The following is an 18,867-nucleotide window of genomic DNA, read 5'->3' on the forward strand; positions in this document are numbered from 1 at the left end:
TTTGGTCCCGGAGCAGTCTTGAGCACACACGCAACCGACGACTGGGTCGCGCGCAGCCTGCGCGCGGTCTGGCACCCTTGCACGCAGATGAAGCACCACGAGCGGCTGCCGCTCATCCCGGTCGCGCGCGGCGAACGCGCGTGGCTCGTCGATCGCGCAGGCAACCGCTATCTCGACGCGATCAGCTCGTGGTGGGTGAACCTGTTCGGCCACGCGAACCCGCACATCAACGCGGCGCTGAAAGCGCAGCTCGACACGCTCGAGCACGCGATGCTCGCGGGCTGCACGCACGAGAGCGCGATCGAGCTCGCCGAGCGTCTCGCCGCGCGCACGCGGCACACGCTCGGCCATGCGTTCTTCGCATCGGACGGCGCGTCGGCCGTCGAGATCGCGCTGAAGATGAGCTTCCATGCGTGGCGCAATCGCGGCCGCGGCGACAAGCACGAATTCGTCTGCATCGCGAACGGTTATCACGGCGAGACGATCGGCGCGCTCGGCGTGACCGACGTCGCGCTGTTCAAGGACGCGTACGATCCGCTGATCCGCGCCGCGCACGTCGTCGCGTCGCCCGATGCGCGCAACGCGCAGCCGGGCGAAACGGCCGCGGACGTCGCCGCGCGCGCGCTCGAAGACGTGAAGCGCCTCTTCGCCGAGCGCGGCGACAGGATCGCCGCGCTGATCGTCGAGCCGCTCGTGCAGTGCGCGGCCGGCTTCGCGATGCACGATCCGTCGTACGTGCGCGGCTTGCGCGCGCTGTGCGACGCGCACGACGTGCATCTGATCGCCGACGAGATCGCGGTCGGCTGCGGGCGCACCGGCACATTCTTCGCGTGCGAGCAGGCGAACGTGTGGCCCGATTTCATGTGTCTGTCGAAGGGCATCAGCGGCGGCTATCTGCCGCTGTCGCTCGTGCTGTCGCGCGACGCGATCTTCGATGCGTTCTACGACGACGACGTCGCGCGCGGCTTCCTGCACTCGCATTCGTACACCGGCAATCCGCTCGCGTGCCGCGCGGCGGTCGCGACGCTCGACCTGTTCGACGCCGACGACGTGCTCGCCGAGAACGCGCGCAAGTCCGCGCTGATGCGCGCAGCGCTCGCGCCGCTCGCGTCGCATCCGCACGTGCGTCACCTGCGCGAGCGCGGCACGATCTTCGCGTTCGACGTCGCGCTCGAAGGCGACGCGGCAAAGACGTTCCCGCGCCGCTTCTTCGAGCACGCGCTCGCGCGCGAGACGCTGCTGCGCCCGATCGGCACGACGGTTTATCTGATGCCGCCGTACATTCTCGACGACGGCGAAATCGAATGGCTCGCTTCGCGCACGCGCGCGACGCTCGACGCAACGCTCACGGAGGCACGCTCATGAATCTGCTCGCCACGCTCGAACGCGGCCTCGCCGATCTCGACGCGCAAGGGCTGCGCCGCCGCCGTCGCATCGCCGACACCGCGTGCAGCGCGCACATGACGGTCGACGGCCGCGAGATCGTCGGCTTCGCCAGCAACGATTATCTCGGGCTCGCCGCCCACCCCCGGCTGATCGAAGCCTTCGCCGAAGGCGCGCGCCGCTACGGCTCGGGCAGCGGCGGCTCGCATCTGCTCGGCGGCCACTCGCGCGCGCACGCGGCGCTCGAAGACGAACTCGCCGCATTCTCGGGCGGCTTCTCCGACGCGCCGCGCGCCCTCTACTTCAGCACCGGCTACATGGCGAACCTCGCCGCGCTGACCGCGCTCACGGGCCGCGGCGCGACGATCTTCTCGGACGAACTGAACCACGCATCGCTGATCGACGGCGCGCGGCTGTCGCGCGCCGACGTAGCGGTCTATTCGCACGGCGACATGCACGCGCTCGAAGCGCGGCTCGCCGCATCCGACGCGCAAACGAAGCTGATCGTCTCCGACACCGTGTTCAGCATGGACGGCGACGTCGCGCCGCTCGCGCGCCTCGTCGCGCTCGCCGAAGCGCACGGCGCATGGCTCGTCGTCGACGACGCGCACGGCTTCGGCGTGCTCGGCCCGCAAGGGCGCGGCGCGCTCGCCGCATACGGGCTGCGCTCGCCGAACCTCGTCTACGTCGGCACGCTCGGCAAGGCGGCGGGCGTTGCGGGCGCATTCGTCGTCGCGCACGAGACCGTGATCGAATGGCTCGTGCAGCGCGCGCGCAGCTACATCTTCACGACGGCCGCGCCGCCGTCCGTCGCGTGCGCGGTGTCCGCGAGCCTCGAGGTGATCGCGAGCGACGAAGGCGACGCGCGGCGCGCGCATCTCGCCGCGCTGATCGACCGCACGCGTGCGATCCTGCGCGCGACGCCGTGGCGGCCGGTCGATTCGCACACGGCCGTGCAGCCGCTCGTGATCGGCAGCAACGAAGCGACGCTCGCCGCGATGGCCGCGCTCGACGCGCAAGGCCTGTGGGTGCCCGCGATCCGGCCGCCGACGGTGCCGGCCGGCACGTCGCGGCTGCGGATCTCGCTGTCGGCCGCGCATTCGTTCGACGATCTCGCGCGCCTCGAAGCGGCGCTCGTCACCCCGGTCGAGGCCGCCGCATGAGCGCGCCGCTTTCGCTGTTCGTGACGGGCACCGATACCGAGATCGGCAAGACCTTCGTGTCAGCCGCGCTGCTGCACGGCTTCGCGCGCGCCGGGCTGCGCGCGGCCGCGCTGAAGCCGATCGCCGCGGGCGCATACGAGCGCGACGGCGTATGGCGCAACGAAGACGCGGACCAGCTCGACGCCGCCGCGAACGTCGCGCTGCCCGCCGCGATCCGCACGCCGTTCCTGCTGAAAGCGCCCGCCGCGCCGCACATCGCCGCCGCGCGCGAAGGCGTGACGCTCGACATCGACACGATCGTCGCCGCGCATCGCCGCGCGTGCGAAGCAGCGGATGTCGTCGTCGTCGAAGGCGTCGGCGGCTTTCGCGTGCCGCTGACCGACACGCGCGACACCGCCGATCTCGCGATCGCGCTCGGCTTGCCCGTCGTGCTCGTCGTCGGCGTGCGGCTCGGCTGCATCAGCCACGCGCTGTTGACCGCCGACGCGATCGCCGCGCGCGGCCTCGCGATCGCCGGGTGGGTCGCGAACCGCGTCGATCCGGCGATGCGCTTCGCCGACGAGAACGTCGACACGCTGCGCGCATGGCTCGAACGCGAGCACTGCGCGCCGCTCGTCGGCGACGTCGCGCACATGCGCCCGCCGTCGCCGGAGGCGGCGTCGGACGCGCTCGACGTGAACCGCTTGCTGAACGCGCTGCGCGCCGCCGCGCCGCGCTGATTTTTTGCCGGCTTATCGCCGATCGCCCATGATTTTTCGAATCGATCCCTGTTCCGAAGGATGACCGACATGACCCAAGCTCAAACCGCTTCCGCGACGACCGAAACGCCGGTGGCCGCGCCCGTCGCGCCGCGTTGGCGCGTCGCCGACGTGATCGCGCTCTACGAGCTGCCGTTCAACGATCTGCTGTTCCGTGCGCAGCAGGTGCATCGCGAGCACTTCGACGCGAACGCGATCCAGCTGTCGACGCTGCTGTCGATCAAGACGGGCGGCTGCGAAGAGGACTGCGGCTACTGCTCGCAGTCCGCGCATCACGACACCGGCCTGAAGGCGGAGAAGCTGATGGAAGTGGATGCGGTGCTCGCCGCCGCGCGCGCCGCGAAGGACAACGGCGCGACGCGCTTCTGCATGGGCGCGGCGTGGCGCAATCCGAAGGATCGGCACATCGAGCCGATCAAGGACATGATCCGCGGCGTGAAGGAGATGGGCCTCGAGACCTGCGTGACGCTCGGCATGCTCGAGGCGCATCAGGCGAAGGCGCTCGCCGAAGCGGGCCTCGACTATTACAACCACAATCTCGACACGTCGCCGGAGTTCTACGGCCAGGTCATCTCGACGCGCACCTACCAGGATCGCCTCGACACGCTCGAGCGCGTGCGCGACGCGGGCATCAACGTGTGCTGCGGCGGGATCATCGGAATGGGCGAATCGCGCCGCGAGCGCGCGGGCCTGCTCACGCAGCTCGCGAACATGAGCCCGTATCCGGAATCTGTGCCGATCAACAATCTCGTCGCGATCGAAGGCACGCCGCTCGAGAACGCGGAGCCGCTCGACCCGCTCGAGTTCGTGCGCACGATCGCGGTCGCGCGGATCACGATGCCGAAGGCGATGGTGCGGCTGTCGGCGGGCCGCGAGCAGCTCGACGATTCGATGCAGGCGCTGTGCTTCCTCGCGGGCGCGAACTCGATGTTCTACGGCGACGTGCTGTTGACGACCGGCAATCCGCGCGCGGAAGCGGACCGCAAGCTGCTCGCGCGGCTCGGGATGTCGGCGAGCGAGGCGACGCAGTTGAGGGCTTGATGGCTTGATGGCTTGATGGCTTGAGGGCTTGAGGGCTTGAGGGCTTGAGGGCTTGAGTACGAGGGCCGATGTCGGCGGTGCGCGCGGAAATGCGGCTGCCGGTCAACGCAGGCTCGGCGCTTATCGCTCGGTGCTCGGTGCTCGGTGCGGAAGTTGAACGCCGAACACCAAACGCCAGCATGATCGATACAAAAATGCCGGGACGATGAACTGCCCCCCGAAAGTTGGACGCCGATCCAATCTTTGAGGTGTTTTTCATGATCATGAGATCCCGGTCCTTTTTGTCACGCATCGACGAATCCTCGCACGCACACGTGCCCGCGTTCGATCGGGGCCCTACTCCCGCCCCGCCGCATCGAGCGTCGCACGCGCCTTCGCGACGAGCCGCTCGTCGATCGGCGCGAGCACCTCGCCGCGCTCGCGCACGCCCGAGCCCAAGTGCACGGCCCGCACACCTGTCGCGCGCACGAAGCCGCCGACCGCATCGACAGTAAGCCCCGCCCCCGCGAGCACCGTGCACGTCGAGCCTTCGGCGCGGCGCACCATCCGCGCGACGACTTCGCGTGCGTCGAGCACCGACGGATGCCCGCCCGACGTCAGAACCGACGTGACAGACGGCACGCGCAGCAGCGTGTCGAGCGCGGCATTCAGATCGCGTGCAACGTCGAAGGCACGATGAAACGTGAGGTCGCGCCCGTCGGCCGCATCGGCGATGCGCTGCAACGCATCGAGATCGACGTCGCCGTGTGCATCGAGCATCCCGAACACGACGCCGTTCGCGCCCGCCGCGACGGCCGCGCGCACGTCGCGCGCGATCGCCGCGAGCTCGCTCGCGTCGTAATGGAACGAGCGGCTGTGCGGCCGCACGATCACGTTGACGGGAATCGGCGCCGCGGCCGCGACGGCCTCGATCACGCCGATGCTCGGCGTCAATCCGCCTTCGCTGATCGCGGTGACGAGTTCGAGACGATCGGCGCCCGCGCGGGCGGCGGCTTTCGCATCGCCGATCGTCGTCGCGATGACTTCGAGAAGGATCGAGGAAGCTGGCATCGAAGCGGCCCGGGTCGAATTGAACCAGCCAGCATCGTAACCGACGAAAAACCCGCGTGCGCGTGCGCGTGCGCGGCGCAGCGCGGCACGACGAAACGTACCTACGCGCGCCTTGCCTTGCCTTGCCTTGCGCAGCATCGCACGCGAACGTATCGCGCTTCGCACGTCAGTCGAGATAGTCCGCGTATTCCTTGCGCGCATACGACTGCAACTGCTGCCACGGCAGCACCTTCGCGCGCGGCGCCGGCGTGAGCGTCAGCTTGCGCGCCGCGTGGCCGTCCGCGCTGCGATACTCGATCGCGAGCGGCGCCTGCAGCGTGTCGCTCCACAGAATGCGGTTCATGCCCTGCGCGCGCGGCGCGCCGACCGTCTGCTCGTACCAGCGCGTGCCGGGCGTCGGCCCCGGCTTCGACTTCGCGGCGAAGCGCTTCAATTGCGACGGCGGCGTGATGTAGTACGCGTTGTCCCACGAGCCGTCGAAGCCCGTCGTCTCGTACTCGGTGGACGGCACCGCGACGATCGTGCGCTGCGCCGCATCCACGTATTCGATGCGGACCCGGCCGCCGTCGTACGTCACGTGCCGCGTCGCCGCATCGAAGTTGAAGTGCTTGTGGCCCGCGTGCGCGTCCGTCGTCGCCGCGGCGGGACGCACGCCGCCGCGCGGTGCTTGCGCACGCGCATCGTCGTGCGCGTGATCGCCATGCGCGTGCGCGTCGTTTGCTTCGGCATGCTTCACACCCGCAGGCAGCACGCGCTCGATCCACACGTGCCCGTCGCGGCGCACCATCCGCTCGCGATAGACGACGGTGCGCGTCACGCCGTCCGCGCTCACCGATGTACTTTCGTGCAGCAGTACCGCGTCGAGATCGGGTGCGGAAGACGCGGCAACCGCTGACGCAGTGGCGAGCGTAACCGCCGCACCAAGTACAACACACACGCGCCGCGCGACGGTTCGTTTCATCGCGAACATCCGCATCGCCTCCCGTTTGCTCAGAACCCGAACGCCGACTTCACGAGGCCGAACACCTTCGTGTTGTCGAGCGTGCCCTTGAACGCCTTCGCATCGGCGCCGTCCGCGAACAGCATCACGTCGCCGCCGCCGTGCGTCTCGGAGCCGGGGCTGCCCATCCGCACGCCGACTTCCTGCAGGTACGCCTCGCCCGTCGCGGTCGCCGAATCCACCGACGCGCGCAGGTTCGGCCGGTTCGCGCCGTTGCCGAACACGAGCGTCGTATACGTGTTGCCGTCCGCGTCCTTGCTGGGCTGGCCGTCGCGATAGCTGCGGCTGATGTCGAGAATCGGATTGCCGCGCTTCGAATAGCCGTTGATCGTCATCGTGTGGTCGTGGTCGGCCGTTACGACGATCAGCGTGTTCGACAGATCGACCTTCGCGAGCGCGGTGCGGATCGCCTCGTCGAACGCGACCGTGTCTTCGAGCGCGCGCTTCGCGTTCGTGCCGTGCAGCGCGTGATCGATCCGGCCGCCTTCGACCATCAGGAAATAGCCGTTCGGATTCTTCGACAGCACGTCGATCGCCTTCGCGGTCATCTCCGCGAGGCTCGGCTGCGCCGGGCCTTCTCCCTTGCCCGCGACACGATCGAGCTCGTACTCGAGATGGCTCGTCGTACTGAAGAGTCCGATCAGCTTGCCGCCGCCCGCCTGCGCGAGCTGGTCCTTCGTCGCGGCAACCACGTAGCCCTTCGCCTGCAGCTCGGCGAGCAGATTGCGCCCGTCCGGGCGACCGCGCTTGTTCGCGACCGGATCGAACGGCGTCCAGTGATTTCGGCCGCCGCCCATCAGCACGTCGACGCCGTCGCCGAGCGCCGCGTTGTAGCCCGCGCCGCCCGGCACCGCCTGCGCGGCGATGTCGTACTGCGCATCGCGATGGCAGATGTGCGAGTAGGTCGCGGCGGGCGTCGCGTGCGTGAGCTCGGTCGTCGTGACCGCGCCGACCGCCTTGCCGCGCGCCTTCGCGAGCTCGAGCAGCGTCGGCGCGGCCTTGCCGTTGTTCGCGCCGCAGTTGTTCACCGTCTTGTTGCCGTTCGCGTCGCTGCCCGGCGCGATCGCGCGCGTGTCGGACGACATCGACAGCACTTCGTTGTTCATCTTCACGCCGGTCATGTACGCGGCCATCGACGGCGCGCTGTCGGTCGTCTGCGCGTCATTCGAGAAAGTCTTGATGCGCGCGGTGCGCGGCAGCTTCTCCATCGTCAGTTGACCGGCCTCGCCGACCTTGTAGATGCGGCTCGCCGTCACGGTCGTCGGGCCCATCCCGTCGCCGAGGAAGAAGATCACGTTCTTCGCCTGGCCCTCGGCATGCGCCGCGTTGCCGAAACCGCCCGCGAGGGCCGCCGCGGCGAACGCCGCCGCCGCGATGCGCTTCATAGTCGACATCCTGTTTTCCCCTGTTCCGTCAAAGCCGCGCTCAGAGCTGCGCCGCGCTGCGCACGAGCTCGAACACCTTATTGTTCTCGATCACGCCGTGGAAGCCGTCGGCGCCGCGCCCGATCGCGCCGAGGAACACATCGGTGCCGCCGTGCGTCTCGCCGCCCTTCGCCATCCTAACGACCGCTTCCTGCCGGTAGTCGTCGGCGCCCGTCACCGCGTCGGTGAGGCTCGTGCCCGCGCGACTGCCCTGCACGCGGTTCTCGCCGTTGCCGAAGCCGATGATCGTGTACGGCGCGCCGTCCGCGTCCTTCGCGATCGCGCCCGTCTGATAGTTGCGCAGCACGCCGAGCACGCCCGGCTTGCCCGCTTCCGTCTTGCCCGTGCGCGCCGCGTAGCCGTTCAGCACGAGCGTGTGGTCATGGTCGGCCGTCACGACGATCAACGTGTTCTTCAGATCCGGATCGGTCTGGCGGACCTTGTCGAGCGTCGCCTTGATCGCGCCGTCGAACGCGACCGTATCCTGCAGCGCGCGCTTCGCGTTCGTGTCGTGCAGCGCGTGATCGATCCGCCCGCCTTCGACCATCAGGAAGTAGCCGTTCGGGTTCTTCTGCAGCAGGTCGAGCGCGCGCGCCGCCATGTCGGCGAGGCTCGGCTCCTTCGTCGCGCCGCGGTCGAGGTCATAGCTCATGTGGCTCGATGCGAAAAGGCCCGCGAGCTTGCCGCTCTTCGTCGCATCGGCAGCGAGGAGCGCGTCGCGGTTCTGCGCGATCGCGTAGCCCTTCGCCTTCAGCTCGTTCACGAGATTGCGGCCGTCCGCGCGCTTGCCGCCCGCGTCCTTCGGCACGAAGAACTGCGTGCCGCCTCCCAGCACGACGTCGACGCCGTCGCCGAGCGCCGCGTTGTAGCCCGCGCCGCCCGGCACGAGTTGCGCGGCGATGTCGTTCTCGGCGTCGCGATGGCACACGTGCGCGTAGGTCGCGGCGGGCGTCGCGTGCGTGACGCGGGTCGTCGTCACGACGCCCGTCGCGAGTCCCTTCGCCTTCGCGATCTCGAGAAGCGTCGGCACCGATTTGCCGTTGTTCGCGCCGCAATTGCCGGTGAGGCTCGCGGTCGGCTCGATCGCCTTCGTGTCGGGCGTCATCGAGATCACTTCGTTGTTCGTCTTCACGCCCGTCATGTACGCGGACATCGACGGCGCGCTGTCCGTCACCTGCGCATCGTTCGAATAGGTCTTCACGAACGCGGTCTCGGGCAGCGTGTCGAGCGTGAGCGCGCCGTCCTCGCCGACCGCATAGATCCGCGCGGCCGTCAGCGTCGTCATCCCCATCCCGTCGCCCAGAAAGAAGATCACATTGCGCGCGGCGGTCGTTTGCGCGCCGTCGTCCGATGCGGCTGGGCTCTTCGGCTCGTCGCTGCCGCAGCCCGCCGCCCCGAAGACGCTCGCGCAAAGGAGCGCCGCCAGTCTCACTCGCTTCATGTTTTCGGCTTCCCGTTGGTGTGGTTTCTTTCAAAAACGAAAGGACGATACGGGGGAGATATGACGCCGACATGAATGAAATTGAAAGAACTGAGATTGGAAATTGAATGGTTTTGTGCAGCGCAGAAGGCTTCGCGCGAAGGATCGACGGCGTCACGGGCTGAGCGGCGGACGGCGCGGCCAGGCACACCGACTCGGCCGTGCTTCGCCGTCGTGCGGCAGACAATCCGCCGAGGTTCCGGCAAGCGTGCGTCAGTCGCCGCTGCGCGTAGCAAACCGCCAGCCCGCGACGCCGATCGCAAGCGCGAGCAGCGCCGCCCACACGAAATCCTGAAGCGAGAACGCAAGCCCCGGATGCTGCGCGGTCGCCATCGCGAGCAGATCCGGCGACAGCCGCAGCCCAACCATCGCGAGCACGTCGAGGAGCACGAGCCCGGACGACACGACGAGCGCGATGCCGACGGGCCGCAGTCGCGGCCTGAACGCGCCGATCGCCGCACCGGCCGCATACAGCGCGCCCGCGCCGACGAGCAGCGCCGCAATCCAGACGAGCCGCCGCGGCATCGCGGGTTGCAGCCAGACGATGAGCATCGTCGCGGTGATTGCGAAGAAGCTGCCGAGCACGTGCAGCAGCACGGCGAGCACGTCGCGCAGCACGTTCATGACGCTGCCTGCCTGAAGTAGGCCGTCGCGGCCGGGCGATACAGAATGAGCAGAAACAGCGCGATCAGCGCGGCGACGACGATCAGCATGCCCTTGAACGGCGTCGTGAACGCGGAGATCGCGAATCCGACGAGCGCGACGAGCGCATAGAGATTGCGTCCCCAGATCCGTCCCTTCAGGATCGCGACCCCGGCGACGAGATGCAGCGTCTCGCTGACGACGGCGAGCGCGACGGTCGCCTCGAGCGGCAGCGGCGAGTGGCGCAGCACCGCGAGCGAGGCGGGATCGCGAAGCGAAAACGGCAGCGAGATCAACCCGATCACGTTCGAGACGATGGCGAACCACCCCAGGACTGTCAGCGAAAGCGGTCTTTTCATGATCTTTATCCGCGTAGTGCCGATGGCGGGATCGCGCGACATCGGCCCGGCGCAATCCTCAGCGCATTCTCGGCCTCGCATTCTGAAAAAGCAACGCCGCGTGCTCGCGGCTCCGGAGCGCGCCGCTTCGTGCGAACGAAGCGCCGCCGTCGTCGATGTCGGAAAGCCCGACGCACGAGACACGGGATACTGTTCGTCGCGCTTCGAGAAGCGGCGGCCGCCGCGCGATCCGCACGATGGCGCGAATCGGCAGCCACGCCCGCGACAGCGCCCCCTGGCGCCTGCGAAGCACGCGCCGGCGGCCGCCCCGTTACTATCTTCATGCCCCGATAATTGGGGATTTGGCCAGCCAGGCCCGGCATGATTCCCGCCCCCAGTCGCCCATGATCCGGGGGGTGTTGTCACCGGGCCTGGTGGGCGGCTGGTGATCGCTAATAGGGGCTCGGCTGGAATATCTTGAGGCCGTCCGTAACGTGGATGCCGAGACTTGCCACTGTTGTTGCAGGCCAACCAGTTCAATCTGCACAAACTTCGATGCAAGAAAACCAACAACATGACAAGTGTTGAGCCTCCAAATTATTCGATTAGTTTAGATCATCAGGCTTCCGCATCTATCTCAAATTTATTGGAATCATATTTTGTAAATTATTATATTTGATATTTCTGTGGTGTGCGAACTGCTACCAAAATGGGTGGCTTTTTTTTCATGAGATGGATATATATGCTTTAAGTGCCTTGATGTGATCGGGGTGTGTGATAAATCGATTGAATGTAATTCGTAAATTTAAGGAGTTAGCCATGCCGCGTCGAGATTTTTTGGCTGGAGGGCCGGCCACGATTGATATCGTAATGCTTTTTGACATTTCTTTAATTTTTCACGATTTCCCGCCTACGCAAAATACTGTGCGGAATCCGATTGGCCTTCCTCACGGGGACAGTGTTCAGAAATATGCTTATATGGTTGCGCCGGACGAGTATCTTTATAATATTAAATCTAATGCTACCCCCGATCTTGAGATTGCTGCACTCACCAACGATCAGATTAATTGGCGGGCGCTTACCTATAATGGCAATATCAATCATGGTGTTGGCATAGCAGAGTTGATTCATTTTAATGGCCCCCCCTGTTGTTAATGGATTCAGTCCGCTTGACAATCCGGGAGCTTATGTGGACTATGATCCGGTAAAAAAGGAGCCGTATGTCACCAAAGAAGTTACGGACTGTCACTTTAATTCTCTTGTTGTTGGGTATGGAAAGGAGTACTACGGCGTAACGGTATTCCTTGGGGAGGTTAGTCGAAGGACTGGTCAACTTGATAAATTCGGATATTACTATTGGGATCCGATTATTCACTGCGTTCGCCCCTAGTCGATTCTGATAACGAGATGAGGGGCAAGCCAAGCGCTAAACAGGTTCCCCTCATTGATCTAAATCGCATTACGCGCGGCCGGATATTCCCGCCCTCCCGTTACACACGGCGCGCGGCGGCCGGCATGGCCCGGCTCGCCGACGTGCCGGCCGTCAGGTGCCGAGCGGCTCCTCGTCGTCGATCCAGTCGATATCGCCGCAGAGCACGCACAGCGTGTCGTTCACACGGACCGCGATCGACAGCGTCACGCACGGCAGCGCCTCGTTGATCGACAGATACGGCCGCGTCACGTGCACGCGCCCCGGCTCGGCGATCGCCGTCCGAAAATACGGGCGCCTCAGCCAGTTCGCGCCCTGCGCGTCGGCGAGCGGCAGAAAGCGCGTCTCGTGCGCGGCGCGATCCGCGCGCAGCACGACATTGCGGCCCGCCTGCCGCCCGCGTTCGTCGAGCAGGAAGCAGCGCGCGGCGTGATCGAGCGCGAGAAAGTTCCAGCAGACCTCGTCGAGCGGCTCGCTCGCCGCGAGGCGCTCGGCCGCGCGCTCGAACGCACGCTGATACGGCGCGAGCCGCTGCGCGTCGCGCCGCTCGGTCGCTTCGGTCTGCTTGCGATAGCGTTCGGTCAGCTCGCCGATGCAGGCGGACACCGCCGCGCCGTCGGGCAGCCCCGGCCCCGGACGCGCGAAAAAATAGCCCTGCACGAAATCCGCCTCGCACGACAGCGCGATTTGCGCCTCGTGCTCGGTCTCGATTCCTTCGATCAGCACGAGCTTGCCCGCCTCGTGCAACAGCGTGACGAGCCCGTGCAGGATCGCGGTGAGCCCCGTGCGATGTTGCGCGTGCGACAGCATGATCCGGTCGAGCTTCACGATGTCGGGACTCAACTGCCAGATTCGTTCGATGTTCGAATGACCCGCGCCGAAATCGTCGAGCGCGATCAGGAAGCCGTGCTCGCGAAACTCGCGCAACGCGTCGGCGAGCCGCTCGAGATCGTCGGCGCACTGCTCGAGCACTTCGAGCACGACGCGCCGCGGCGGGATGTCGAGCCGTTTCAGGTTCGCGAACAGCGCGGCGGCCTGGAACGGATCGGTGAGCGCGCCGGGGTGCACATTGAGGAACAGCCACTCGCGCTCCGCGCCGAAGCGCGCGAAGTTCTCGAGATGCAGCGCCTGCGCGAGGCGGTCGACCTGCGTCGCTTCGCCGTGGCGCGCGGCTTCGCCGAACACGTCGAGCGGCGACACCGGCCGGTCGAGCGCATCGTGCGCGCGCAACAGCGCCTCGTAGCCGACCGCGCGCATGTGCGACAGGCTGAAGATCGGCTGGAACACGCTCGTCAGCGTGAGATCGTGGTGGTGCGCGGCGACGCGCTCGAGACCCGACGTCATCTCCGATTCGAAGCGATACGGCGACGCGGCGACGGGACGCTCCTGCTGGACGGTGGTGGTCATGCGGCGGCCCTCCTCATGACGAAAACGTCTGCAGGCGAAACATGCGGCTCGCGGGTTTTCATCGGTGATCCTCGGTTGTTCAATCGTAGTTGTCGCATTGCTCCAAGCAAGCTCCGTGCTCAGTCGTCCGAACCCAGGCGCCGATGCGTCGGCCCCCGATACGTTGCGTATGCGTTCGAACGGGGATTGTGCGCACCATGACAGTGCGGCCGTGCGCAACCCTCGCTTCCCGACGCGCATTTCGTGCGCACGCTACACTGCGTACCGTCGTTTCATCCCCGTTTCAATCATCGATGGCAATCGTCTTCACTGTTTTGATCTTGTTGCTCGCGGTCGCGCTGTCGGGCGTCGCGACGCGCGTGCTGCCGCTGCGTCTGCCGTTGCCGCTGATGCAAATCGCGATCGGCGCCGTGCTGGCATGGCCGAGGTTCAACCTGCACGTCACGTTCGATCCCGAAATCTTCATGCTGCTGTTCATCCCGCCGCTGCTGTTCGCGGACGGCTGGCGCATTCCGAAGCGCGAGCTGTATCTGCAGCGGCGCGCGATCCTGATGCTCGCGTTCGGCCTCGTGTTCATGACGGTACTCGCGGTCGGTTACTTCGCGCATTGGTTGATTCCCGGCCTGCCGCTGCCGATCGCATTCGCGCTCGCCGCGGTGCTGTCGCCGACCGACGCGGTCGCGCTGTCCGGCATCGCGGGCAAGGGGCGCATCCCGCCGCAACTGATGCATATTCTCGAAGGCGAAGCGCTGATGAACGACGCATCGGGCCTCGTCGCGCTCAAGTTCGCGATCGCGGCCGCGCTGACCGGGATGTTCTCGCTGCGCGACGCGTCGATCAGCTTCGTGATCGTCGCGTCGGGCGGCCTCGCGACGGGCGCGGCCCTCGCGTGGCTGTTCAGCGCGCTGTCGACGCGCTTCCTGAACGCCGCGCAGGAAGGCGATCCGGCACCCGGCATCGTGATGACGCTGCTCGTGCCGTTCGCGTCGTATCTGATCGCCGAGCACCTCGCATTGTCAGGAATCCTGTCGGCCGTCGCGTCGGGGATGATGATGAACTACACGAGCTTCTCGAAGAGCAGCACGGTCGCCGCGCGCGTGCGCGCCGAGAGCACGTGGGCAATGATCGAGTTCGTGTTCAACGGCATGGTGTTCATCATGCTCGGGCTGCAGCTTCCGCACATCATCGGCCGCGCGCTCGTCGACGCGCACCATACGAGCGATGCGCTCGTCGGCGCGCTGATCGGCTACGTCGCCGCGATGCTCGCCGCGCTCTACGCGATCCGCTTCGCGTGGGTGTGGCTGCTGCGCTGGATCGCGAGCCGTCGCGCGGCGAAGCAGGGCCTCGCCGGCACGATGGCGGGCGTGCGCACGATCGCGGTGATGACGGTGGGCGGCGTGCGCGGCGCGATCACGCTCGCCGGCGTGCTGTCGATTCCGGTCGCGCTCGCCGACGGCGCCCCGCTCGCGGGCCGCGACATCGCGATCTTCGTCGCGTCGGGCGTGATCCTCGGCTCGCTCGTCGCCGCGGTGATCGGTTTGCCGTTCCTGCTGCGCGGCGTGCGCCCGATGCGCAACCCGCACGCGGAGGAAGAGCGCGCCGCGCGCGCGGCGGCCGCGCAGGCGGCGATTCGCGCGGTCGACGCGGCGCACGACACGCTCGCCGTCGATCTCGACGAGACGGCTGCCGCGCGCTGCGCGGACGTGACGGCGCGCGTGATGGACCTGTACCGCCGCCGGCTCGCGGGCCTGGCCGACGACGGCGCGACGCCGCGCGAGGAAGCGCGGCAGACCGAGAAGATGGAATTGCACCTGAAGATCGCGGCGATTCGCGCGGAGCGGACGGTGCTCTATCGGCTGCGCGGCGAGCAGAAGATCAACGATGAGACGCTCGCCAAGCTGATGCGCGAGGTCGATCTGGCGGAAACGGCGCTGTCGACGCGCAAGAAGGGGATCGTCTGACGCAGCGCGCGCCGACGCGCGTCATCGTCGCTCGATGAGCGGACGGCGGAGCGGCGAAACAACGGACGGACGAAGGGCAAAACGAAGAAGCCGAAGCAGCGCAAAAACGGCGGGCTGCCGCGCGATGCCCCGCGCAGCCGCCCGCCGCTGCTCAAACGGCGCTCACGCCGCGCTCAAGACTTCGCGACGACGACCGGAATCCCGCGCAGCGCGCCCGCGCCCTTCATCTCGTCGAGCGCGCGCTGCACGGCCGCGCCCGTCGCCGCGTCGATCGAAAGACGCGCGGCCAGTTCGCGCTCGGCGCGCTTCACGCTCGCGACGTTCGCGAGCTTCACGTGCCCGTAGCCGCGCGCCTTCGCGTGCAGCTCGGCGAGTCGCGCGACCGTATCGGCCGTCTGCGGCGAGAGCGCCGCGAGTGCGCGGCGCATCGTCGCCTCGTAGTCGTCGGCGAGCGCGCGCTCCATCTTGCGCTCGACCGTGCCGCCGAACGGATCGAGCCACGTGCCGCGCAGGCTGCGCACGCGCGCGAGCAAGCCGAGCACCGGCCACAGCCATTGGCCGAACACCTGCTTTCTCGGCGCGGCGCCGCCCCGGCCAGCCTTCGCGGTCGCGGGCGGCGCAAGATTGAACCTGACGCGAAAGTCCTTGCCCGCGGCACCTTCGAACTGCGCTTCGAGCGCCGTGCGGAACGCGCCGTCCGCATAGAGCCGCGCGACCTCGTACTCGTCCTTCACCGCGAGCAGCCGATGGAACGTCGTCGCGACCGCGCGCGCGATACGCTCGTCGCCTGCCGCGCGCGCTGCGCCGACGAGCGCGCGATAGCGCTCGACGTAACGCGCGCCGCCATAGTCGGCCAAGCGCGCCTCGCGATCGGCGACGAGCGCGTCGAGCGTCTGCGGCGGCAGCGGTTCGTGCACCGGATGGCGCGCGTCCCACAGCGCGTCGAGGCCAGCCGCATCGCCCGCCGCCATCCGGCCGATCGAGAACGCGAGCTTGTTCATCGGCACCGCGACGTCGTTCATCTCGATCGCGCGCATCAGCGCATTGAGCGACACCGGCACGCGCCCCTGCTGCCACGCGAAGCCGAGCATCAGGATGTTCGCGCCGATCGTGTCGCCCAAGAACTTCGTCGCGAGCGCCTGCGCGTCGCAGCTCGACAGGAAGCCGTCGCCCGCCGCGTGCCGCATCTTCGCGACGAGCGCATCCGCGTGCAGGTTCGCATCCGGATCGCGAACGAACGCCGCGTTCGGGATCGCATGCAGGTTGACGACGATCCGCGTGCGCTCGCGGCGCACCGTCTGCAATGCGTCGGCGCTCGCGCCGACGACCATGTCGCACGCGAGCAGCACGTCGGCCTGCTGCGTGTCGATCCGGACTTGATTGAGCCACGCGTCCGACGACGCAATCCGCACGAACGACAGCACCGCGCCGCCCTTCTGCGCGAAGCCCATGAAGTCGAGCACCGACGCGCTCTTGCCTTCGAGATGCGCGGCCATGCTGACGAGTGCGCCGACCGTCACGACGCCCGTGCCGCCGACGCCCGTCACGAGCATGTCGTACGGCGCGGCGTCGAGATGCGTCGCGGGGCGCGGCAGCGCATCGACGCGCGCGGCGAGCGCGGCCTCGTCGAACGCGACGCCCGCCGCCTTCTTCAGCTTCGCGCCCTCGACCGTCACGAAGCTCGGGCAGAAGCCGTTCACGCACGAGAAATCCTTGTTGCACGACGACTGATCGATGCGCCGCTTGCGGCCGAGCACGGTCTCGACGGACTCGACCGACAGGCAGTTCGACTGCACGCCGCAATCGCCGCAGCCTTCGCAGACGGCTTCGTTGATGAAGAGCCGCTTGTCCGGATCGGGGAACGCGCCCTTCTTGCGGCGGCGGCGCTTCTCGGCCGCGCAGGTCTGGTCGTAGATCAGCACGGTCACGCCCGGCGTGTCGCGCAGCTCGCGCTGCACCGCGTCGAGCTCGCGGCGATGGTGGAATGTCGTGCCTTGCGGGAACAGATCGTGATGGCCGTCGTACTTCTCCGGCTCGTCGGACACGACGACGAAGCGCGACACGCCTTCCGCTTCGACTTGCCGTGCGATCTGCGGCACCGAGATGCTGCCGTCGACGGGCTGGCCGCCCGTCATTGCGACCGCGTCGTTGTAGAGGATCTTGTAGGTGATGTTCGCGCGCGCGGCGACCGCCTGCCGGATCGCTAGGATCCCTGAATGAAAATACGTGCCGTCGCCGAGATTCTGGAACACGTGGCGCGTGTTCGTGAACATCGCGTGCGCGGCCCAGTCGACGCCCTCGCCGCCCATCTGGATCAGCCCTGTCGTGTCGCGCTCCATCCACGACGCCATGAAGTGGCAGCCGATCCCCGCCTGCGCGATCGAACCCTCCGGCACCTTCGTCGACGTGTTGTGCGGGCAGCCCGAGCAGAAGTACGGCGTGCGCCGCACCGCATCGGCTTCGTTCGACAGGATCGTCGGCGCGACGAGATCGACGACGCGCGCGCGGCGATCGAGCGCGGGCTTGTGGCGCGCGAGCCAGCCGGCGAACACGGGCAGGATCCGCGACGGCCGCAGCTCGCCGAGCTCGGACAGGAGCGGCGCGCCCGCCGCGTCGTGCTTGCCGAGCACGACAGGCCGCGCGTGTGGCGCGCGGTTGTACAGATGGTCCTTGATCTGCTGCTCGATCACGGGGCCTTTCTCCTCGATCACGAGCACTTCGGCGAGGCCGTCGACGAACGTGTCGATCCGCGACGTCTCGAGCGGGAACGACAGGCCGACCTTGTAGATCCGCACGCCGGCCGCGTCGAGATCGGCGAGCGTCAGGTCGAGCCGGCGCAGCGCCTCCATCAGATCCAGATGCGCCTTGCCGCACGTGACGATGCCGACATTCGCGTGCGCGCTCTTCGCCACCCACTTGTCGATGCTGTTCGCGCGCGCGAAGTGCCGCACCGCGTCGAGCTTCGCGGCGAGCCGCGCCTCGATCGTGAGGCTCGGCAGATCGGGCCAGCGGTTGTGCAGGCCGCCCGCGGGCGGCGCAAAGCCTTCGGGCGCGGGCCAGCGCATCGTCAGCGCGTCGAGATCGACGGTCGAGCCGGACTCGACCGTCTCCGAGATCGCCTTGAAGCCGACCCACGCGCCCGAGTAGCGCGACATCGCCCAGCCGTACAGGCCGAACTCGAGCATGTCGGCGATGTTCGACGGATTCACGATCGGCATGTGCCACGCGATCATCGCGAAGTCGCTCTGATGCGGCATCGACGACGACACGCAGCCGTGATCGTCGCCCGCCACCACGAGCACGCCGCCGTGCGGCGACGAGCCGTACGCGTTGCCGTGCTTGAGCGCGTCGCCCGCGCGGTCGACGCCCGGACCCTTGCCGTACCACATCGCGAACACGCCGTCGACGGTGCGCTCCGGATCGGCCTCGACGCGCTGCGTGCCGAGCACCGCCGTGCCGCCGAGTTCCTCGTTGATCGCGGGCAGGAAGCGCACGCCGCACGCGTCGAGCTGCTTCTTCGCCTTCCATAGTTGCTGGTCGACCATTCCGAGCGGCGAGCCGCGATAGCCGCTGACGAAGCCCGCCGTGTTCATGCCCTGCTCGGCGTCGAGCGCGCGCTGCATCAGCAACAGGCGCACGAGCGCCTGCGTGCCCGTCAGGAAGATGCGGCCGCGCGTCGCGGAAAGATTGTCGGTCAGGCGATAGTCGGCCAACGCGGGCGGGCGGTCGATCGGCAGGCGAGCGTTCATTGTCGTCTCCTCGATGTGCTGTTCGCGATTGCGGCATCGCCT

15 protein-coding genes are annotated in these 18,867 nt (G+C 67.6%); 7 read left to right on the forward strand and 8 right to left on the reverse strand.

What is annotated here, in order from left to right:
• Window positions 1-18 precede the first annotated feature (18 nt).
• The 4 genes from bioA (at window position 19) to bioB (ending at window position 4,345) form a co-directional block, all read left to right on the forward strand.
• Window positions 19-1,365, forward strand: coding sequence for an adenosylmethionine--8-amino-7-oxononanoate transaminase (bioA, locus tag WS69_RS17095; RefSeq protein ID WP_059471890.1), 1,347 nt, complete (start codon window positions 19-21; stop codon window positions 1,363-1,365).
• Entirely contained in the window at window positions 1,362-2,546 is a 1,185-nt protein-coding gene (gene bioF / locus WS69_RS17100) for an 8-amino-7-oxononanoate synthase (RefSeq protein WP_059471994.1), read from the forward strand. The genes bioA and bioF overlap by 4 nt, the downstream gene beginning before the upstream one ends.
• On the forward strand, window positions 2,543-3,265 hold the full coding sequence (gene bioD / locus WS69_RS17105) for a dethiobiotin synthase (protein ID WP_059471891.1): 723 nt from the start codon (window positions 2,543-2,545) through the stop codon (window positions 3,263-3,265). Before bioF ends, bioD begins: the two co-directional genes overlap by 4 nt.
• 69 nt (window positions 3,266-3,334) lie before the next feature.
• Window positions 3,335-4,345 carry a biotin synthase BioB gene (gene bioB, locus WS69_RS17110; RefSeq protein WP_059471995.1) on the forward strand — a complete coding sequence of 337 codons (1,011 nt, stop codon included), beginning with the start codon at window positions 3,335-3,337 and terminating at the stop codon, window positions 4,343-4,345.
• Between the two features lie 336 nt (window positions 4,346-4,681).
• Here bioB and WS69_RS17115 read toward each other — a convergent pair whose 3' ends face one another.
• The 6 genes from WS69_RS17115 to WS69_RS17140 form a co-directional block, all read right to left on the reverse strand.
• Window positions 4,682-5,395, reverse strand: a complete 714-nt coding sequence (locus tag WS69_RS17115; RefSeq protein ID WP_059471996.1) for a copper homeostasis protein CutC — start codon at window positions 5,393-5,395, stop codon at window positions 4,682-4,684.
• 166 nt (window positions 5,396-5,561) lie between these two features.
• On the reverse strand, window positions 5,562-6,371 hold the full coding sequence (locus WS69_RS17120) for a hypothetical protein (protein ID WP_059471892.1): 810 nt from the start codon (window positions 6,369-6,371) through the stop codon (window positions 5,562-5,564).
• Between the two features lie 14 nt (window positions 6,372-6,385).
• A complete protein-coding gene (locus WS69_RS17125; RefSeq protein ID WP_059471893.1) occupies window positions 6,386-7,789 on the reverse strand; it encodes an alkaline phosphatase in 1,404 nt (467 codons plus the stop codon).
• Between the two features lie 31 nt (window positions 7,790-7,820).
• Window positions 7,821-9,260, reverse strand: a complete 1,440-nt coding sequence (locus tag WS69_RS17130; protein WP_059471894.1) for an alkaline phosphatase — start codon at window positions 9,258-9,260, stop codon at window positions 7,821-7,823.
• Window positions 9,261-9,512: 252 nt separating this feature from the next.
• A complete protein-coding gene (locus WS69_RS17135; protein WP_059471895.1) occupies window positions 9,513-9,923 on the reverse strand; it encodes a hypothetical protein in 411 nt (136 codons plus the stop codon).
• Entirely contained in the window at window positions 9,920-10,300 is a 381-nt protein-coding gene (locus WS69_RS17140; RefSeq protein ID WP_059471997.1) for a hypothetical protein, read from the reverse strand. The genes WS69_RS17135 and WS69_RS17140 overlap by 4 nt, the downstream gene beginning before the upstream one ends.
• A 798-nt stretch (window positions 10,301-11,098) precedes the next feature.
• Between WS69_RS17140 and WS69_RS35310 the strand changes: the two genes are divergently transcribed.
• Both WS69_RS35310 and WS69_RS35680 read left to right on the forward strand, forming a co-directional pair.
• Window positions 11,099-11,434, forward strand: a complete 336-nt coding sequence (locus WS69_RS35310) for an AidA/PixA family protein (protein ID WP_082716246.1) — start codon at window positions 11,099-11,101, stop codon at window positions 11,432-11,434.
• A complete protein-coding gene (locus WS69_RS35680; protein ID WP_442854908.1) occupies window positions 11,415-11,669 on the forward strand; it encodes an AidA/PixA family protein in 255 nt (84 codons plus the stop codon). Before WS69_RS35310 ends, WS69_RS35680 begins: the two co-directional genes overlap by 20 nt.
• 153 nt (window positions 11,670-11,822) lie before the next feature.
• Here the strand turns inward: WS69_RS35680 and WS69_RS17145 are convergent, their stop codons facing one another.
• Window positions 11,823-13,115 (reverse strand): sensor domain-containing phosphodiesterase, encoded by a 1,293-nt coding sequence (locus WS69_RS17145; protein WP_059471896.1) that lies wholly within the window; start codon window positions 13,113-13,115, stop codon window positions 11,823-11,825.
• Between the two features lie 293 nt (window positions 13,116-13,408).
• Between WS69_RS17145 and WS69_RS17150 the strand changes: the two genes are divergently transcribed.
• On the forward strand, window positions 13,409-15,076 hold the full coding sequence (locus WS69_RS17150) for a Na+/H+ antiporter (protein WP_059471897.1): 1,668 nt from the start codon (window positions 13,409-13,411) through the stop codon (window positions 15,074-15,076).
• A gap of 173 nt (window positions 15,077-15,249) precedes the next feature.
• On the opposite strand, the gene WS69_RS17155 is transcribed toward WS69_RS17150, so the two are convergent.
• Window positions 15,250-18,825 carry an indolepyruvate ferredoxin oxidoreductase family protein gene (locus WS69_RS17155; protein WP_059471898.1) on the reverse strand — a complete coding sequence of 1,192 codons (3,576 nt, stop codon included), beginning with the start codon at window positions 18,823-18,825 and terminating at the stop codon, window positions 15,250-15,252.
• Between the last annotated feature and the right edge of the window lie 42 nt (window positions 18,826-18,867).

Source organism: Burkholderia sp. BDU5, from assembly GCF_001522845.1.
In the GTDB taxonomy this organism is placed as follows: domain Bacteria; phylum Pseudomonadota; class Gammaproteobacteria; order Burkholderiales; family Burkholderiaceae; genus Burkholderia; species Burkholderia mayonis.

Coding starts and splice junctions, on each gene's coding strand:
- bioF (WP_059471994.1), top strand. CDS start 1,362: ATGAATCTGCTCGCCACGCTCGAACGCGGCCTCGCCGATCTCGACGCG.
- bioD (WP_059471891.1), top strand. CDS start 2,543: ATGAGCGCGCCGCTTTCGCTGTTCGTGACGGGCACCGATACCGAGATC.
- bioB (WP_059471995.1), top strand. CDS start 3,335: ATGACCCAAGCTCAAACCGCTTCCGCGACGACCGAAACGCCGGTGGCC.
- WS69_RS17115 (WP_059471996.1), bottom strand. CDS start 5,395: ATGCCAGCTTCCTCGATCCTTCTCGAAGTCATCGCGACGACGATCGGC.
- WS69_RS17120 (WP_059471892.1), bottom strand. CDS start 6,371: ATGCGGATGTTCGCGATGAAACGAACCGTCGCGCGGCGCGTGTGTGTT.
- WS69_RS17125 (WP_059471893.1), bottom strand. CDS start 7,789: ATGTCGACTATGAAGCGCATCGCGGCGGCGGCGTTCGCCGCGGCGGCC.
- WS69_RS17130 (WP_059471894.1), bottom strand. CDS start 9,260: ATGAAGCGAGTGAGACTGGCGGCGCTCCTTTGCGCGAGCGTCTTCGGG.
- WS69_RS17135 (WP_059471895.1), bottom strand. CDS start 9,923: ATGAACGTGCTGCGCGACGTGCTCGCCGTGCTGCTGCACGTGCTCGGC.
- WS69_RS17140 (WP_059471997.1), bottom strand. CDS start 10,300: ATGAAAAGACCGCTTTCGCTGACAGTCCTGGGGTGGTTCGCCATCGTC.
- WS69_RS35310 (WP_082716246.1), top strand. CDS start 11,099: ATGCCGCGTCGAGATTTTTTGGCTGGAGGGCCGGCCACGATTGATATC.
- WS69_RS35680 (WP_442854908.1), top strand. CDS start 11,415: ATGGCCCCCCCTGTTGTTAATGGATTCAGTCCGCTTGACAATCCGGGA.
- WS69_RS17145 (WP_059471896.1), bottom strand. CDS start 13,115: ATGACCACCACCGTCCAGCAGGAGCGTCCCGTCGCCGCGTCGCCGTAT.
- WS69_RS17150 (WP_059471897.1), top strand. CDS start 13,409: ATGGCAATCGTCTTCACTGTTTTGATCTTGTTGCTCGCGGTCGCGCTG.
- WS69_RS17155 (WP_059471898.1), bottom strand. CDS start 18,825: ATGAACGCTCGCCTGCCGATCGACCGCCCGCCCGCGTTGGCCGACTAT.